This window comes from Acidovorax radicis, from assembly GCF_020510705.1.
GTDB classification, from domain to species: Bacteria; Pseudomonadota; Gammaproteobacteria; order Burkholderiales; family Burkholderiaceae_C; genus Acidovorax; species Acidovorax radicis_A.
Genome location: NZ_CP075184.1, coordinates 1,785,514 through 1,801,258, shown reverse-complemented (window position 1 = coordinate 1,801,258; position 15,745 = coordinate 1,785,514). Strand labels below are relative to the sequence as shown.

Sequence of the window (15,745 nt, the reverse complement as noted above, 5' to 3'; positions counted from 1 at the left end):
AAATTTCAGCCGAACCAGCCCGTCGGGCGATTTAAAGCGGGTTTAAACACTATCCTGACCGTTACCGAACGGTGACTTGGGAAGCCAATTTAGGAACGGAGAGAAAAATGGGACGCGCGGAAGACCTTTTTTGGAAGCTTGAGACCGGCGGCGTGGATGCTATCGAGCGGATGATTGCAGAGAGGCACAACGAAGAAGCCTTTCTTGATTTCAAGCAATCTTCAGATAGCGGCGCCGGAACGAAACTTCACGACAATGATCGAAAAATACTCGGGAAAGCATTTTCTGGCTTCGGCAACACTGAGGGTGGTCTCATCGTGTGGGGCATCGGCACGGGGAGCAGCAGAGGAAGCGACGCGGCATGTGAGCGAAAGCCGCTCGAGAATGCCGTTAGGTTTGCCGGTTGGATTGACGACGCTGTATCGGGCCTCACGACCCCGTCAATGACAGGGGTGCGATCTCACCCGATTCGCACTGGAGAAAACGCAGGGTATGTGGCAACGTTGGTGCCGCACAGCCAAGGGGCTCCTCATCACTCAGTGATTGACGGCACATATTACTTCCGCTCAGGATCCAGCTTTAAACCCGTGCCACACGTCATATTGGCGGGCATGTTTGGTCGCCGTCCAAACGCGAGTGTCTTTCCCGACTATGTCATCGAATATGCCAACTATGTTTACGCGCGCGGAGAACGTCTGATTGAGGTCTGCGTAAGACTTGTACTATGTAATGAATCACCTGTCGTAGCCAGAGACGCTTTTGTTGCATGGGACGTGCGCAGCATAGGTGGCGAAACGTCCAAGCTGGAGGTTTTTCCCGCTGACGGTGCTCGTTGGCAAACTGACGCGCCGCTAGTGCATCGCCGTGGCGCATGTTTGGCGCTGGAGGGTAACCGTGTAGGCCCTTACTCGCAGCAAGATACTGCGAGACTAAAGTTTACGTTTACTGAACCGCTTGAAGCGGGACTTGAAGTACTCATTACCACCGGTTGCTCTGGTGGTCTTCCTCTTCATCATCGCTGGGTTCAATCAGCAGCCCAGCAAAATGCTCTATTTGAACAAGCTATCGCTTCTTGCGTTAGCGTTTTTGGAGAACGGGTCGCCTCGACGGGTACGAGTCCGATACCAAAGGTTAGCGCCGCTCAGCTACTTGGAATCTCGTAGGCAACCATCTCGTGGACTAGGGCCAGCAGATGCTGGCCTTAGTTTTTGTGCCTCCCCCCGGCACAGTCACTCCATCAAAACCGCCGCGCTGTTGCGGCCCATCCGATGGAGTGATCAATGTCCGACCCTAACGCCAAAGACCCCGCTGCTGAAGCCAAGCAGATGACAGCGGCCGAGGCCGCCAAGCGCGTCAAGCGCACCGTTGTCGAGTACGTCGACGGCAAAGATGGCGCCAAAATCCACCGCCCCAAGAAGGTGGCCGTCGAGGCCTCCGAGGTCCTGTCCTTCCGCGACTACGGCACATACGTGGTCGTTGTCACCAAGGACGGCCAGAAGCTGACCGACGCAGGCGAGTAAGCCCAGCATGAACTGGGCTCAACTCATTGCGGCGCTGGCGGCCTGCGGTGGTCTGCGCACGGGTGCGGCGGTGGATGCCGCACTGCGCGAAGCCGCTGCTGCCCCGGAGCGCGACTTCCGCCAGCTCATCGACGTAGTGCGCGCTGCGATCTCCGAGCAGATCAACAGCGGTCGCTTGCCCGAGCAGCGTCGGTATTGCAGCCTGTCGGCCATCTACAGCGACCGCGCCGTGATCGAGCTGGACGGTAAGCACTTCCAGTACGCCTATTCGTTCAAGCATGTGGCTGGGTCTGACCAGGTCGTGTTGGGTGCTCCCATCGAGGTGGTCGAGCAGTACGTGGTTATGGCGACCTGCCCGTGGTGGCAGAAGGCGCTGACTACCAGGCGCTGACCAGCCCGAGCGACGAAGAGGCCACCTACAAGGCAGACAAGCGCGGTGGCAAGGAAGAAGTGACGCTGGAGATGATCAAGAACGACGACGTGGGTGTGATCCGCCGCATCCCCACCAAGCTGTCGCGCGCCGCCAAGCGCACGCTCGCCAAGTTCGTGTTCGACTTCCTGCGCAGCAATGCGGTGATCTACGACGCCAAGGCGCTGTTCCATGTGGACCACGGCAACCTGTTCACGGCGGCCCTGTCCAAGGCCGAGCTGGCGGTGCACCGCCTGGCAATGCTCAAGCAGACCGAGCTGAGCAGTAACGACCGCATCGGCATTGCCCCCACCCGTCTGGTGGTGCCTGCCGACCTGCAGGAGGCCGCCGTCGACCTGTTCAAGCTGTCCACCAACAACGAGAAGACGTTCATCCAGTCGCTGACGATGAACATCATTCCCGTCTGGTACTGGACCGATGCCAACGACTGGTGCACGGCTGCTGATCCGGCCGACATCCCAGGCATTGAGATGGGCTTCCTGGACGGCCGACAAGAGCCTGAGTTGTTTGTGCAGGACACGCCCAACGTGGGCTCCATGTTCTCTGCCGACAAGCTGACTTACAAGATTCGCCACATTTACGGCGGCGCAGTGACCGACTGCCGCGCCTTCACCAAGGCCGTGGTGGCCTGACCCGCACACACCCAGCGGCGCGAAGGGCGCCTGAACGGCGCCAGGGAGTATCGCTCGGTCAACAACGGCGTAGCGTGGACCATCGTCGCATCGGGGCCACTGTATGTGTTGAAGGCAGGCGAATTTTTGATGTACCAATACACCCCGGCTAGTTCTGGGTCGTTTTACCGCTGGAACGCGACCACGCAAGCGTTTATGCCGGCGTCGTCGTTTCCTGACGGGACCTTCGCGAGCCAAAGCTACTCCTTGCTCGCCTACAACGGCACTCGCTATCTGGCTGTGGCTCCATCAGGCATCAACAGCCGCGCGGCTGTCAGCGTGGATGGCGTGAACTTCACGGGTGCAAGCACGGCCCTTGGTGCGGCCTGTGCGATGACGCACCTGCCCATCAGCCGCCTGTACACGGTGGGGGGCAAATTTATCGCCTTTGGATATGACACGACCGGCAACATCGCCATCCTGACCAGCACAGATGCCAGCGCCTGGAGTCTGGCCGCGACGTACCGGTTGCCACTGCCAGCGGGGTGCACCATCCAATTGGTCGGTCAAACCGGCATTGAGGAAGGTGGCATGTTGCACGTGCCCGTGATTCTCAGGCGAGACACCGCGTACTTGCCGACGATCTTGAGCACCTCGGATGGAATCGCTTGGCGCCTGCATGCCCATGGCTATGAGCTTGCGACGGCACCGGCGTACTGCGAGCTGATGCTGCAGCCCAATGGCCGATTGCTGGTGTGCGGCGCGCCCATCGAGACGGATGTGGACAACGGACTGGAGCTTTACTATGAACTTTGAATTCGACCTCTGGGGTTGGTACGCGGGCACATCGCATGATGCAGCGCCGCGCACGACGCCTGTGGCTCCCGCGAATTTATCAACGACCAATGCAGAAGGCGAGCTGCGGGCCAATTGGTCCGGTGTGGCCTGGGTCGACGTGCCCTACACACGGCCGATTCCCTTGATTGCGCCTGTACAGCCGGAGATCGTGATCACTGCTGTGCAGGCGGACATGCCAGGCATGGTGGCGTCTGAGGACTTCACGGACATCACAGTGCGCGTTGGCTCCACGCTTTCATTCGCAGCCGAGCTGCGCGCTGGCGACGTGGTGCTACCCATTGATGACTCGTTCCGCATGCCCATCAGATCGCGCGACGGGCGCGAGCGGGTGCTGCTAGCCAGCATGGTGCAGGGGGTGATTTCATTCACAGTCCGATTCGACGACTCGCGGGTGTGGGACGTGAGCGAGGAGGTGATCAATGCGGACCTGCCGCCCGAGGCGCAGATGCGATTTCACGGGGTGAAGGTCTTCGCTATAGAGGCCTGACACACAAAAGACGGGCGACCTGGCCAGGTGCGCTAACACCAGGCCAAACCCCAACCTGCAGAACACGCCTGCAAGCCGACAAGGCCCGCCACCCTGTACAGAGTGCGGCGAGTCTATCGGATGTTTCACCTACAGAAACTGGCTTGCAATGAATGAAATCCGATGCGGCAGCTGCCGCCGTAAATTGGGCGAGGGCATCTTTGCCCAGCTTTCCATCAAGTGCCCGCGCTGCGGGACACTGAATCAGTTCCAGAGCGCCCCGAGCGCCTATTCACCAGAACGCCATGCGAGCGTCGAACACTTAAATATCTCGCATGACGAAAAAAGCAAATTTCCCGACCTTCGCACCGCTCAGCCCCAGCATGATCATCAGCGGCGGGGGCAACCCTTCCCTGGCTGATCGCTATCTTTCAGTGCCGTTCTCGTTGCTGGATGCCCGCACCGGATGGTGGCGTGAACGCAAGGCGGCCTGGCTCGCCACCGGAATCCAGTCCGAGCTGGGGCGCAGTAGCCAACTTCTGTTTGCTGCATCAGCCCAGCCTCCCGCCACCTATGCGGCGAAAAACGCCTTCGAAGCCACCATTGGGCGCAAGGCGACGTGGGCCGAGTTCGCACAAGCGCACCCCGAGAAGGTTAAACAACAGGGCACCAGCGTGTTCGATCCCGTGTTGTGTGAACTGGTCTACCGCTGGTTCTCTGCGCCGGGCCACCTTGTGGTCGATCCCTTCTCGGGCGGCTCGGTACGCGGCATTGTGGCGGCAGCCACTGGCCGCGAATACGCGGGCGTAGACCTGCGCGCTGAGCAGATTGAGGCGAACCGTGCTCAGTGGGCCGACCTTTGCCAACCCGGCATGCCGTCTCCGCGCTGGGTGCAAGGCGATGCGCTGGCCGTGCGCCAGGCGCTGCCTGGAACGCAGGCAGACCTGCTGTTCTCTTGCCCACCCTATGGCAGTCTGGAGCGGTACAGCGACGACAAGGCGGACCTGTCCACCATGCGCTATCCAAGGTTTCTTCATACCTATCGCCAGATCATCAAGGAGTCCGTGGCCATGCTGCGCCAGGACCGTTTTGCCTGCTTCGTGGTGGGCGATATACGAGACACCCAAGGCTTGTACCGGGGCTTTGTGAGCGACACCATCGCCGCCTTCCGAGATGCAGGCGCGCGGCTGTATAACGAAGCCATCCTGGTCACCCAGTCTGGCTCGCTGCCCATACGCGTCGGCAGGGGCTTTGATATCTCGCGCAAACTTGGAAAAACGCACCAGCAGGTGCTGGTTTTCGTCAAGGGCGATCCAAAGCGCGCTACGGCCGCTTGTGGAGCGGTGCGATAGTGTTGCCGCCGCCCATCATTGAAGTGCATGGGGGCACATGGGTCGTCCGAGACGATCTGCTGCCCGGCGGGACCAAGATGCGCGCCATCTTGCCCATCATGCAGGCGCAATCGGCGGCCGAGTTCGTCTACGCAAGCCCGGCCCAGGGCTACGCTCAGGTGGCCTTGGCGCATTGCGCCCGGCTTCTTGGGCGCCGGGCTACCGTTTTCACGGCCGCGCGCAAGGTGCCGCATCCGCTAACCATGAAAGCCGCCCAAGCTGGCGCCGCCGTTGTGCCTGTGCCCTGCGGTTACCTATCCGTGGTACAGGCTCGTGCAAGGGCCTATGCGGCCGAGCGGGGTGCGTTCCTGGTCCCCTTTGGCGTAGAGGACGCCGCGAGCGTATGCGCCATCGCAAAGGCTGCCGTGGCTACCGGCCTGCAGCCCGCCGAGGTGTGGAGCGTTGCGGGCTCTGGAGTCCTCACGCGGGCGCTGCAGCTCGCGTGGCCAGAGGCTCGTTTTGTGGCGGTGGTGGTGGGTAAGGAGGGGTGCGATACAGGCCGGGCGAGGCGGATCGTGCATCCGCTGCCCTTTGGCCGGGCGGCCAAGGTGCTTCCGCCGTTTCCCAGCGCTGCGGGCTATGACGCCAAGGCCTGGGAGTACATACGCGCCGAGGCGGGGCCTGGCGCGTTGTTCTGGAACGTCGGTGCCTGAAGGGGCAATCAGGCAAAACGCTCACGCAAGGCTGCGTGACCGGCCTCTTTGGCCGCTTCGGGGTCCATGCCGACCTGGGCCAACCACCGAGGGTTGGTATAGGCCGTGCGGGCGTCAAGGATCGCCTCACGGTGCTTGTCCAGGCGAGGGAACGATGCGGCCAGGCGGACGGCCTCGGCCCAGCGGCCAGCGGCCATGTGATCGCGCACGAGGGAGGCTTTGGATTGGGGGGCAGTTGTCATTGCAGGGGCTCCTAAAAGTCGGTCGGACTCTAGGGAAGGACCCCGCAAAGTGCGAGTCAGGAGTTTTGCTGACGTAGCTGCGACTTCGTCCCGGAGGCGGGCTTTGCTTTTAAAGCAGCGCCAAAGACCGCGTCAACTAGCGCCAAAAGCAACGTAAATTAGTGCCAAAGCGCGCGGCGCGCCATTAACGTGCAGCAAAGGGGCTACACCGACCTCGCGACCTTCACACACTGTTGCAACTGCACATCAATCCGATCGAAGTCTCCATTCATTAAATGCGAATGCTTCTCAACAAAAGTAGAATGCGCTGTCACCCACTTTGCCAAAGCCTCGGGCGCCTCGCCCACGGTGGCAGCCATGCCACGCCGTGTACGCGCCATGGGCAAGCAAGTGACGTCTTTCTTTTTCTTTGGTAGCCAGCCAGTCAGCCAGGGCCCAGTGCCCATCCGCTGCAGCCAGCGTTTGTGTGCAAACCTGTCTGGAGCTGTCCCCCCATGCCGCGCCGCCCTGCCCGCCCCCGCCTCACCGGGGCGATGCCTCCCACCCTGAATGAACCGTCGTGTTCTGCCAACCCGGCGGGGCAAAAGCCATGAAGACGGCGCGCGCTGACTGGCGCTACCGCCTGGCCATCACCTCGCGCACCCTGGCCGCCGCCGCAGGCGGGTATGCACTGGCTGCGGGCTTCACGGCAGCACTGACACTGGGGCTGGCGCCATTCATGCCCCGTGTGGAGGCCGTGCTCACAGCCACCATGCTGGCCTGGCTGGCCTATGCGCTGGCAGCAGCCTGGGCGTTTTATGCACGCACGGCCTGGGGCGCCTGGGGCGGCACACTGCTGCCGGCGCTGGCCCTGGGCGCATACGCCACCACCCCGCAATGGACGCAATGGATGGGGACCGCCGCATGAACCACCACATGCCCCCCACACCGGCGGCCGCAGCGCTCCACTCGGCCAAAACACCCAAAGACCGCGAAGGCTTTCGCCAGGCCATGTCGTGGCTGCACACCTGGGCCGGGCTGGTGCTGGGCTGGCTGCTGTTTGCCATCTTTCTGACCGGCACGCTGTCGTTCTTCAAGAACGAATTCAACCTGTGGATGCGGCCCGAAACGCACGGCCTGCCTGCCGCCGACGCCCACGTCGCACCCAAAGCCCTGGCCGCGCTGCTGCGCCAGGTGCCCGATGTCACGCAGTGGATCATGCGTATGCCCGATGAGCGCGACCCCGCCGTGACGCTGCTGTGGCGCGACACAGGCAACGGCCGCTTTGAAACCCTGCGCATGAACCCGCAGACCGGCGACGCAATCACCACGCGCGACACCATGGGTGGCGATTTCTTCTACCGGTTTCACTTCGAATTGCGCACGGCACAAAAGGGCCGCTGGACCCTTCAGGGCCGCTGGGTGGTGGGCGCGGCCACGCTGATGATGTTCATTGCGCTGCTCACGGGCATCGTCACGCACCGGCGCTTCTTCAAGGACTTCTTCACCTTCCGGCCCAACAAAGGCGGGCAACGCGCCTGGCTGGATGCACACAACGTCAGCGGCGTGCTGGTGCTGCCGTTCTATCTGATGATCACCTTCAGCGGGTTGATGATCTTTCACACGCTGTACATGCCCTCGGGCATTGCCACCGCCTACCGTGGCGACAAGGGGATCGACTCGAACGCCTACTTTGCGGACCTGCAGGGCGAGAAGCCCGAGCGCCGCGTGCGGCGCAGTCCCGGCGACAAGGTCGATCCGTTGCCGCCCATTGCACTGGAGCCCATCGTGGATGCAGCCAGCGCGCGCTGGCACGGCGGACACATTGGCGCACTGCAGGCGCGCCGCGACGCCGAAGGCCGTGTGGTGGTCGAAGTCACCCGCCACGAAGGCGACCGCCTGCAATACCGCCCACCGCGCCTCCTTTTTGACGGCATCACCGGCCAATGGCTGGAGCAGGCCGATCCCACCAGCCCTGCCGTCACCACCTATGGCGTGCTGTACGGCCTGCACCTGGCGCGTTTTGCGGGCCCGGGCATGCGCTGGGCGCTGTTCGGCTTCGGGCTGCTGGGCAGCCTGATGATTGCCACGGGCATGGTGTTGTGGACCGTCAAGCGCAGCGCGCGCCAACAGACGCAGTCGCAGCGCAAGGGCACCGCCACCACCGCCCCACGCGCGCCGTTCGGCGAGCGCCTGGTGGGCGCCATCAACATCGCCACGCTGGGCGGATTGCCCCTGGCCTGTGGCGTGTACCTGGCATCCAACCGCCTTCTGCCGATCGCCACCACCCACCGCGCCGACACCGAATTGGCCTGGTTCTTCAGCGCCTGGGGCCTGGCCCTGCTGTGGGGCCTGTGGTGCGCTGTGGTGCGCCCCCAGCGCGGTGGGTGGAGCGTGCCGATGGCCGCCGGGGCGTTGGTGTGGACGACCTTGCCCGTGCTCAACGCACTCACCACCCAAGCGCATCTGGGCGTCACGCTGCCCACTGGCGAGTGGATGTGGGCGGGCATGGACCTGTCGTTCCTGGCCACCGGGGCGCTCATGGGCTGGCTGGCCTGGCGGCTGCGGCCAGGCCGTGTACCGCACGGCAGAAAAATGGCCCCAACGGGTGCCCAACACGCGCCTGCCCCAACGCATGCCCAAGAGCATGCCCATCCACATCACGGCGGCCATCACGGGGACCACGCAGGCAACGCTGCCATGGCGCCGTCCAAGGCGATGTCGGGAGGTTGAACCCATGTCCGCATTTCTCTTGTGTTTTGCCGCCTGGACCGCCCTGGCCCTGGGCATGGACCGCCACCATGAAGATGCCTTTGGCACCGCCGAGCCCGCACCGCGTCGCGCCCACCTCCCGGGGCTGAAGCACCCGTGGGTGCACCCGGCCTACCTGCGGCCTGCGGGCTGGGCGATGCTGCTGCTGTCGCTGTGGCCGGCCACCAGCCCTGCAGATGGCGCGCCAGGCGCTTTGCCTGCATCGATCAACGTGGTGGTGTGGGTGGCGGCGCTGTCGGTGTCGGCGATGGCCGTCACTGCGGTGGTCACCTGGCAACCCCCGCGTGCCCCTGCACTGGCCACGGTGGCACTCGTCGCCGCCCTGTTTGCACAGGCATGGGGGTGGTGAGGGCGATGGCCATTGCCGCGTGTTCCACCACCGCCTTTTTTTAGCGCGCCGGGCCGCTGGCGCGGGCAGCCCCCGCGCGGCGCGCGTGTTGCCCGCCGTAGTGCGCGCCACGTCTTTTTGTTGTTCTTTCATACCGCCCCCCGCAAGCTCGCTGCCCCGTGAGGCTGTGGAACCTGACGGCCGTTGATACCCCATCGACGCGCCTGGTTCCACAGCCTCCCTCCACAAGCAGTTGCCAGCCAGGCCCGCGCTGTTTCCCCCCTTTTTTTTGCATCCCAAGGAAACCCATGCGACCCTCGCGCTTCTGTGCACTCACCCCCCTGGCCGCCGCTCTGCTGGCGGCCTTCAGCCACGCAGCACTGGCCCAAGACGCCACCACCAACGCGGCACCACAGTCCACGCGCATGCTCGGCGAAGTCACCGTGCAATCCTCTGGCGCGGACGACGGCTACGCCCCCGCCGCCGCCAGCACGGCCACCAAGGGCAGTGCGCCGCTGCGCGACGTGCCCCAGGCCGTGAACGTGGTGCCCGAGCAGCTCATGCGCGACCAGGGTGCGCGGTCGATGGAAGACGTGCTGCGCAACGTGCCCGGCGTGGCCATGAGCCACGGCGACGGCCAGCGCGACCAGGTGGTGATTCGCGGCTTCACCGCCATCGCCGACCAGTTTGTGGACGGCGTGCGCGACGACGCGCTGTACTTCCGCGACCTGGCCGACATCGAGCGCGTGGAAGTGCTCAAGGGCCCGGCAGCCGTGCTGTACGGGCGCGGCTCGTCCGGCGGGCTAATCAACCGCGTGACCAAGAAACCCAAGTTTGGGGAGACCTCGGGCGAAGCATCGCTCGGCCTTGGTAGCTTTGATTACCGCCGCGCCACGGCCGATGTGAACGTGGGCATCAGCGACACCGCAGCTTTTCGCGTCAATGCCGCCGTCGAAGACTCTGGCAGCTACCGCGACCAACAATTCGTCAAGCGCCACAACTTCGCACCGTCGCTCGCGCTCAAGCTCGCGGCGCAAACCGACCTGCTGCTGCAGTACACCAACGCACGCGACAAACGCCTGACCGACTTCGGCATCCCCGCGCTCAATGGCCGCCCGGTGAACGTGCCCGCAAGCACCTACTACGGCTCCAGCAACGCCGCGCAAGACGACACCACCACCAGCACCATGCAATCGCTGGCGGCCACGCTCAACCACCGCTTCAACGATGACTGGTCGGTGCGCAATGTGACACGTGCCTACGACTACGCGCTGGACCGCTACAACACCCTGCCAGGTGGCACGACCAACCCGGTGAACCTGACCGTGGGCCGCACACGCTCTTTCATCCTGCGCGACGAGAGTGGCCTGTTCAACCAAACCGACGTGACCTGGCGCAACCAGCTCGGCGGCTTGAAGCAGGAATGGCTGATGGGCACGGAGCTGGGCCAGCAGAAGAAGCGTGCGGAATCCGTCTCGGGCGGTACAGATCGCGTCTCCATCTTCAACCCCTCTGGCGTGGCCGCCCCGGTGATACAGGCCGCCAGCTACACCGCCGACAGCGCCATCCCCAGCCACACCACGCAAGACACTGCCGCGCTGTACTGGCAAGACCAGATCACGCTGGCCCCGCAGTGGAAGGCGCTGGTGGGGGCGCGCTACGACGTGTTCAAGCAGCAGACCGAGTTTGATCGCAAGCTCTCCGCGTTGTCGCGCACTGACAAGAAGTTCAGCCCCCGCGCAGGCCTGGTCTGGCAGCCCAGCGATGCGGTGTCGTATTACGTGTCGTACAGCAAGTCGTTCCAGCCCTCAGCAGAGACTTTTGCGCTGGCCGCCAACAACACCGCTAACGAACCCGAGATCACGCAGAACAAGGAAATCGGCGTGAAGCTCGACCTGCTGGACGGCCGCCTCAACGTGACCGGCGCGCTCTTCAACCTCACGCGCACCAACATCAAGAACACCGACCCCACCAACCCGTCGCGCCAGATCAACGTAGGCACACAGCGCACCAACGGCCTGGAGCTGACCGCCAACGGCCGCCTGCCCGGCCCCTGGGATATCAGCACCGGCTACGCCTGGCTCGACGGCCGCATGACGAAGTCGCTGGCCACCACGGGATCGCTGCAACTGCCCACGGCGGCCATTGCGGCGCAAGGCAAGGTGGCAGCGCTCACGCCGCGCAACTCGGCCTTCCTGTGGGCGATGAAGGACCTGGGCCACGGACTGCGCGTGGGCGGCGGCGTGAACCATGTGGGTGCGCGCTTCACCTCGCTGACCAATCTGGTCACCCTGCCCGGCTATACCACGCTGGACGCGGCGCTGCAGTACACGCTGGGTCAGTGGGACGTGGACGTGAACATCAAGAACCTGGCCAACCGCAAGTACTACGTGTCGGCCCATGGCAGCAACGACAACCTGATCCTGCCGGGCTCGCCGCGCGCGCTGCAGGTGACGCTGCGCACGCACTTCTGACCACCACACCCAAGCGGACCTGCACGTCATTCGTGCACGTTTTCAAATGAAATCGGCCCCTGGCGCTTTATCCATAAGCGCGAGCAGCTTCATATTTGATAGCAAACAACCAAACACCGAGAAGGAGAAAAACCATGCGCATGCACCCACTGGCCTTTGCGATCTCACTGCTGACCACGATGGCCACGGCCCACCACGCCCAGGCACAGACCACCACCGCACTGCCCGAAGTGAAGGTGACCGACGGCGCCGACAGCGCTGCCACCGAAGGCTCGGGCCAGTACACCGCGCGCGAGGTGAGCGTGGGCAAGTGGGTGCAGTCGCCGCGCGAGACACCACAGTCGATCAGCGTCATCACGCGCCAGCGGCTCGATGACCTGAACATCACCAAACTCGAAGACGCCGTCAAGCAGACCACCGGCGTGAACGTGACGCGCCTGGACGGCGCGGGCAACTACAACACCATCCAGTCGCGCGGGTTCGACATCGGTGCCATCCAGCTCGACGGCATTGCCATCCCGCAGGGCGCCAACTTTGCCACGGCGCTGGACACCGCCATCTACGACCGGATCGAAGTGCTGCGTGGCCCCTCGGGCCTGCTGCAAGGCGCGAGCGAACCGGGCGGCACCATCAACCTGGTGCGCAAGCGTGCGCGCAGCCAGCTGGGCCTGTCGGCCAACCTGTCCGCAGGCGCGTGGGACATGCGCCGTGCCGACGTAGACATCACCGGCTCGCTCAACGCCACGGGCAGCCTGCGCGGGCGGCTGGTGGTGGTCTCTGATGAGCGCAAGAGTTTTGTGGACACGCTGTCCAACGACAAACAAGCGGGCTACGGCACGGTGGAGCTGGACATCAACGCGGCCACCACGCTGTCGGTGGGCCACACCCGCCAGCGCGTGCGCGCCACCATCGACCAGGGCCTACCCGCCTACGCCGATGGCCGCCTGCTCGACGTGCCCCGCTCCACCTTTGCCGGGCTGGCGCGCAACCAGCAGAACCTCGACACCACCGACACCTTTGCCGAGCTGGAACACCGCCTAGCCAACGGTGGACTGGTGAAGCTGGCCGCGCGCCAGGTGCAGCGCGACTCGTTCTACAGCGCCGCCCGCGCCAACTCGGCCGTGGCCGCCAATGGCAACTACCAGATGCAAACGGTGGACTACCTGCAGGACAACACCGACCGCAACTACGACGCCTACGTGACCACCCCCATACAGTGGCTGGGCCGCACACACCGTGTGCTGCTGGGCGCCAGCCACAGCCAGAACAACAGCCTGGGCGGCAACTATGTGTACGGCTCCACCTCCACCGCCAACATCTTTGCACCCAACTACACCGCACCCTACCCCGTGCTGACGCTGCCCGGGTATGACAGCGATACCCGCCGCACCGAGAACGCGATGTACGGCCAGGCCCAACTGAGCGTGACCGACCGCGCGCGCGTGCTGGTGGGCGGGCGCCTATCGTGGGCCAAGGTAGAGACCGAGCGCCTGAGCGACGGCAAGATCACCTCCACCGCCAACCCGGGGCGGCAGTTCGTCCCGTCCGTGGCGGCACTGTATGACTTGAACGCACAGACCACGGCCTACGCCAGCTATGCCGAGACGATGGTGGTGCAGTCTGCGCTGACCGCTGCCGGCAGCCTGCTGCCCCCACGCACGGGCTCACAGGTCGAGCTGGGGGTGAAGGGTGAATTCCTGAACAAGCGCCTGCAGGCCCATGCGGCGGTGTTTCGTATCCTCGACAGCGACCGCGCTATTGCCGACCCGGTGGTGACCACCGCGTCCATCCCAGGCGGCAAGGTGCGTAGCCAGGGCCTGGAGATGGAAGTGAGCGGCCAGGTGGCGCCCGGCTGGGATGTGCTGGCGGGCTACGCCTACACCGACACCAAGTACCTGCAGGCACCCGCTGCACAGCAAGGCCAGGTGTTCAGCCCGGTCACCCCGCGCCACAGCGTGAACCTCTCTACCCGCTACGCCTTCCGTACCCCGGCATTGCAGGGCTGGAGCATTGGCGGCGGCGTGGCGTATCGCAGCGAGTTCTACGCGCAAAGTGGCGCGCTGCGGCTGGTGTCGGGCGACTACGCGCTGCTCAACGCACAAGTGGCCTACCAGATCAACGACCACCTGGGGGTGAGCCTGACGGTGGACAACTTGCTGGACAAGACGTACTACGAAAAGGTCTCTGGCATGGGCCGCCAGAACTTCTATGGCGAACCCCGCCGCGTGACGGTGGCGCTGAAGGCGCGGTATTGAGGTGCTGTTGCGTATTCCCCACAGCGTTCAATATTGCAAAACGGAATCATTCCCATTTGCAATGTAAAATTAGGTTTCCGCGAGCCACAGCCTCTTCTTCGGCTGCAGCCAGCACCCACCGTCCTCTGATGTTTTCGGGTTGCCTGGCTTGAACCATTCCCTTGCCCCTGTCCTTGAAGCCGCTTGCGCGCCATGGCGGCCCCGCGCGCTTGTAGCGCCTGGGGCACGCCACGACGGCAACGCCATGCGCGGGTGCAACCCCCTCGACAACCCCTCCACACCATGCTAAGCCCCACCGCCCTGCGCCGCTGGAGCTGGACCCACAAGTGGTCCAGCCTGGTCTGCACCGTCTTCATGCTGCTGCTGTGCCTCACGGGCCTGCCGCTGATCTTTCACCACGAAATTGGCCACCTGCTGGGCACCGAGGTTGAGGCGCCAGCGATGCCCGCCACCACGCCGCGCGCCAGCCTCGACCAGGTGCTGGCCACCGCGCAGGCGCTGCACCCCGAGCGCGTGGTGCAGTTCGCATCGCATGCCGAGGACGACGACAACATCTGGTTCGTCACGCTCACGCCCACCCCGGCGCCTACCGACGACTTCCGATCCGTGGCGGTGGATGCGCGCACGGCCCAGGTGCTGGCGCAGCCACGGTTTGACGAGGGCTTCATGCACGTGATGTTCAAGCTGCATGTAGACCTGTTCGCAGGGCTGCCGGGCAAGCTGTTTCTAGGCTTCATGGGCTTGCTTCTGCTGGTGGCCATCGTCACCGGCGTGGTGTTGTATGCGCCGTTCATGCGCAAGCTGGCGTTTGGCGAGGTGCGGCGCGAGCGCTCCACGCGCGTGAAGTGGCTGGACCTGCACAACCTGCTGGGCATCGTCACGCTGGTGTGGGCCTTTGTGGTGGGCGGCACGGGCATGATCAACACGTGGGCGGATCTGCTCATCAAATACTGGCAGTACGACCAGCTCTCGGTGCTGCTGAAACCCTATGAAGGCCAGCCCATCGTGCCCGCCGCAGAGCGTGGCCCGTTGCAGCAGGCGCTGGAGGCCGCGCAGGCCCAGGCGCCGGGCACCAAGCTGTCGTTCATTGCGTTCCCGGGCACGGCGTTTTCCAGCCCGCACCACAACACGTTTTTCCTGCGCGGCAACGAGCCGCTCACCTCGCGCCTGCTCAAGCCCGTGCTGGTGGACGCGCGCACGGCCGAGGTCACCGCCTCGCCCCAGCTGCCGTGGTACCTGACGGCGCTGCTGGTGTCGCAGCCGCTGCACTTTGGCGACTACGGCGGCATGCCGATGAAGATCCTATGGGCGCTGCTCGACATCGCCACCCTCGCCGTGCTGGGCAGCGGGCTGTATCTGTGGCTACGCAAGGGCGTGCAGGCCCACAACACCAGCAACACCAGCACCACCAGCCCCATGGCCGCCGCCACCGCGCAAGGCCACACCAGCCGGCCCACAACGGCCACAGCACGCGCCGGCAGCCCGCTGCCCCGCACGGAGGGCCGCGCATGAAGCCGAGCCCGTTTTACTCGCTGTGGGGGGGGCCCATCGCCATGGCCGTGCTGACCACCACCGGTCTCGCCACCGCCCTCGTGTCCAACACCTGGGGCGACTGGTGGTCGTGGGTGGGCCTGGGCGTTCCGGTGGCGGTGATGGGCTGGTGCGCCTGGCCACGCTCCGTGTCGGCAGCCCCTGCCCCCAACACGTCCATCAGCATCCATGACAGCAACTCCAGCGCCCCTGCGCGCTCCGCGTCGCTCTGAGCC

At 64.4% G+C, this 15,745-nt stretch carries 17 protein-coding genes; 16 read left to right on the top strand and 1 reads right to left on the bottom strand.

From position 1 onward, the window contains the following. The first annotated feature begins 107 nt into the window (after positions 1–107). The 9 genes from KI609_RS08225 to KI609_RS08185 all read left to right on the top strand — a co-directional run bounded on the left by KI609_RS08225 (position 108) and on the right by KI609_RS08185 (position 5,929). Positions 108–1,163, top strand: a complete 1,056-nt coding sequence (locus tag KI609_RS08225) for a helix-turn-helix domain-containing protein (protein ID WP_226448941.1) — start codon at positions 108–110, stop codon at positions 1,161–1,163. Positions 1,164–1,280: 117 nt separating this feature from the next. Next, on the top strand, positions 1,281–1,520 hold the full coding sequence (locus tag KI609_RS08220) for a hypothetical protein (protein ID WP_226448939.1): 240 nt from the start codon (positions 1,281–1,283) through the stop codon (positions 1,518–1,520). A 7-nt stretch (positions 1,521–1,527) separates the two neighbouring features. Then, entirely contained in the window at positions 1,528–1,911 is a 384-nt protein-coding gene (locus tag KI609_RS08215) for a hypothetical protein (protein ID WP_226448937.1), read from the top strand. Then, on the top strand, positions 1,878–2,582 hold the full coding sequence (locus KI609_RS08210) for a hypothetical protein (protein WP_226448935.1): 705 nt from the start codon (positions 1,878–1,880) through the stop codon (positions 2,580–2,582). Before KI609_RS08215 ends, KI609_RS08210 begins: the two co-directional genes overlap by 34 nt. A gap of 246 nt (positions 2,583–2,828) precedes the next feature. After that, positions 2,829–3,377 (top strand): hypothetical protein, encoded by a 549-nt coding sequence (locus tag KI609_RS08205; RefSeq protein WP_226448933.1) that lies wholly within the window; start codon positions 2,829–2,831, stop codon positions 3,375–3,377. Then, complete coding sequence (locus KI609_RS08200; RefSeq protein WP_226448931.1) at positions 3,367–3,906, top strand: hypothetical protein; 540 nt, start codon at positions 3,367–3,369, stop codon at positions 3,904–3,906. Before KI609_RS08205 ends, KI609_RS08200 begins: the two co-directional genes overlap by 11 nt. Positions 3,907–4,054: 148 nt before the next feature. Beyond that, a complete protein-coding gene (locus tag KI609_RS08195; protein WP_226448928.1) occupies positions 4,055–4,306 on the top strand; it encodes a Com family DNA-binding transcriptional regulator in 252 nt (83 codons plus the stop codon). After that, complete coding sequence (locus tag KI609_RS08190; RefSeq protein ID WP_226448926.1) at positions 4,221–5,237, top strand: site-specific DNA-methyltransferase; 1,017 nt, start codon at positions 4,221–4,223, stop codon at positions 5,235–5,237. Before KI609_RS08195 ends, KI609_RS08190 begins: the two co-directional genes overlap by 86 nt. Continuing rightward, positions 5,237–5,929: a hypothetical protein gene (locus KI609_RS08185; protein WP_226448924.1), complete on the top strand. Its 693-nt coding sequence runs from the start codon at positions 5,237–5,239 to the stop codon at positions 5,927–5,929. The genes KI609_RS08190 and KI609_RS08185 overlap by 1 nt, the downstream gene beginning before the upstream one ends. 8 nt (positions 5,930–5,937) lie before the next feature. Here KI609_RS08185 and KI609_RS08180 read toward each other — a convergent pair whose 3' ends face one another. Further along, the gene (locus KI609_RS08180) at positions 5,938–6,171 is read right to left on the bottom strand and encodes a hypothetical protein (protein ID WP_226448922.1); all 234 of its coding nucleotides are present in this window, start codon (positions 6,169–6,171) and stop codon (positions 5,938–5,940) included. A 589-nt stretch (positions 6,172–6,760) separates the two neighbouring features. On the opposite strand from KI609_RS08180, the gene KI609_RS08175 reads away from it, so the two are divergent. The 7 genes from KI609_RS08175 to KI609_RS08145 all read left to right on the top strand — a co-directional run bounded on the left by KI609_RS08175 (position 6,761) and on the right by KI609_RS08145 (position 15,742). Then, positions 6,761–7,078: a DUF3649 domain-containing protein gene (locus tag KI609_RS08175; protein WP_226448920.1), complete on the top strand. Its 318-nt coding sequence runs from the start codon at positions 6,761–6,763 to the stop codon at positions 7,076–7,078. Continuing rightward, a complete protein-coding gene (locus KI609_RS08170; RefSeq protein ID WP_413463388.1) occupies positions 7,075–8,883 on the top strand; it encodes a PepSY-associated TM helix domain-containing protein in 1,809 nt (602 codons plus the stop codon). The genes KI609_RS08175 and KI609_RS08170 overlap by 4 nt, the downstream gene beginning before the upstream one ends. Positions 8,884–8,887: 4 nt before the next feature. Beyond that, the gene (locus KI609_RS08165; RefSeq protein ID WP_226448918.1) at positions 8,888–9,271 is read left to right on the top strand and encodes a DUF3325 domain-containing protein; all 384 of its coding nucleotides are present in this window, start codon (positions 8,888–8,890) and stop codon (positions 9,269–9,271) included. Positions 9,272–9,558: 287 nt separating this feature from the next. After that, the gene (locus KI609_RS08160; protein WP_226448916.1) at positions 9,559–11,724 is read left to right on the top strand and encodes a TonB-dependent receptor; all 2,166 of its coding nucleotides are present in this window, start codon (positions 9,559–9,561) and stop codon (positions 11,722–11,724) included. 134 nt (positions 11,725–11,858) lie between these two features. Next, entirely contained in the window at positions 11,859–13,979 is a 2,121-nt protein-coding gene (locus KI609_RS08155; protein ID WP_226448914.1) for a TonB-dependent siderophore receptor, read from the top strand. A gap of 282 nt (positions 13,980–14,261) precedes the next feature. Next, positions 14,262–15,491, top strand: coding sequence for a PepSY-associated TM helix domain-containing protein (locus KI609_RS08150; protein WP_226448912.1), 1,230 nt, complete (start codon positions 14,262–14,264; stop codon positions 15,489–15,491). Further along, positions 15,488–15,742 (top strand): hypothetical protein, encoded by a 255-nt coding sequence (locus tag KI609_RS08145; RefSeq protein WP_226448910.1) that lies wholly within the window; start codon positions 15,488–15,490, stop codon positions 15,740–15,742. The genes KI609_RS08150 and KI609_RS08145 overlap by 4 nt, the downstream gene beginning before the upstream one ends. Positions 15,743–15,745 lie beyond the last annotated feature (3 nt).

What these genes read in the sequence shown, in the direction of transcription:
- KI609_RS08170 (WP_413463388.1), top strand. Translation starts at nt 7,075, where the DNA reads ATGAACCACCACATGCCCCCCACACCGGCGGCCGCAGCGCTCCACTCG.
- KI609_RS08155 (WP_226448914.1), top strand. Translation starts at nt 11,859, where the DNA reads ATGCGCATGCACCCACTGGCCTTTGCGATCTCACTGCTGACCACGATG.
- KI609_RS08165 (WP_226448918.1), top strand. Translation starts at nt 8,888, where the DNA reads ATGTCCGCATTTCTCTTGTGTTTTGCCGCCTGGACCGCCCTGGCCCTG.
- KI609_RS08160 (WP_226448916.1), top strand. Translation starts at nt 9,559, where the DNA reads ATGCGACCCTCGCGCTTCTGTGCACTCACCCCCCTGGCCGCCGCTCTG.
- KI609_RS08220 (WP_226448939.1), top strand. Translation starts at nt 1,281, where the DNA reads ATGTCCGACCCTAACGCCAAAGACCCCGCTGCTGAAGCCAAGCAGATG.
- KI609_RS08190 (WP_226448926.1), top strand. Translation starts at nt 4,221, where the DNA reads ATGACGAAAAAAGCAAATTTCCCGACCTTCGCACCGCTCAGCCCCAGC.
- KI609_RS08145 (WP_226448910.1), top strand. Translation starts at nt 15,488, where the DNA reads ATGAAGCCGAGCCCGTTTTACTCGCTGTGGGGGGGGCCCATCGCCATG.
- KI609_RS08225 (WP_226448941.1), top strand. Translation starts at nt 108, where the DNA reads ATGGGACGCGCGGAAGACCTTTTTTGGAAGCTTGAGACCGGCGGCGTG.
- KI609_RS08180 (WP_226448922.1), bottom strand. Translation starts at nt 6,171, where the DNA reads ATGACAACTGCCCCCCAATCCAAAGCCTCCCTCGTGCGCGATCACATG.
- KI609_RS08200 (WP_226448931.1), top strand. Translation starts at nt 3,367, where the DNA reads ATGAACTTTGAATTCGACCTCTGGGGTTGGTACGCGGGCACATCGCAT.
- KI609_RS08215 (WP_226448937.1), top strand. Translation starts at nt 1,528, where the DNA reads ATGAACTGGGCTCAACTCATTGCGGCGCTGGCGGCCTGCGGTGGTCTG.
- KI609_RS08150 (WP_226448912.1), top strand. Translation starts at nt 14,262, where the DNA reads ATGCTAAGCCCCACCGCCCTGCGCCGCTGGAGCTGGACCCACAAGTGG.
- KI609_RS08175 (WP_226448920.1), top strand. Translation starts at nt 6,761, where the DNA reads ATGAAGACGGCGCGCGCTGACTGGCGCTACCGCCTGGCCATCACCTCG.
- KI609_RS08195 (WP_226448928.1), top strand. Translation starts at nt 4,055, where the DNA reads ATGAATGAAATCCGATGCGGCAGCTGCCGCCGTAAATTGGGCGAGGGC.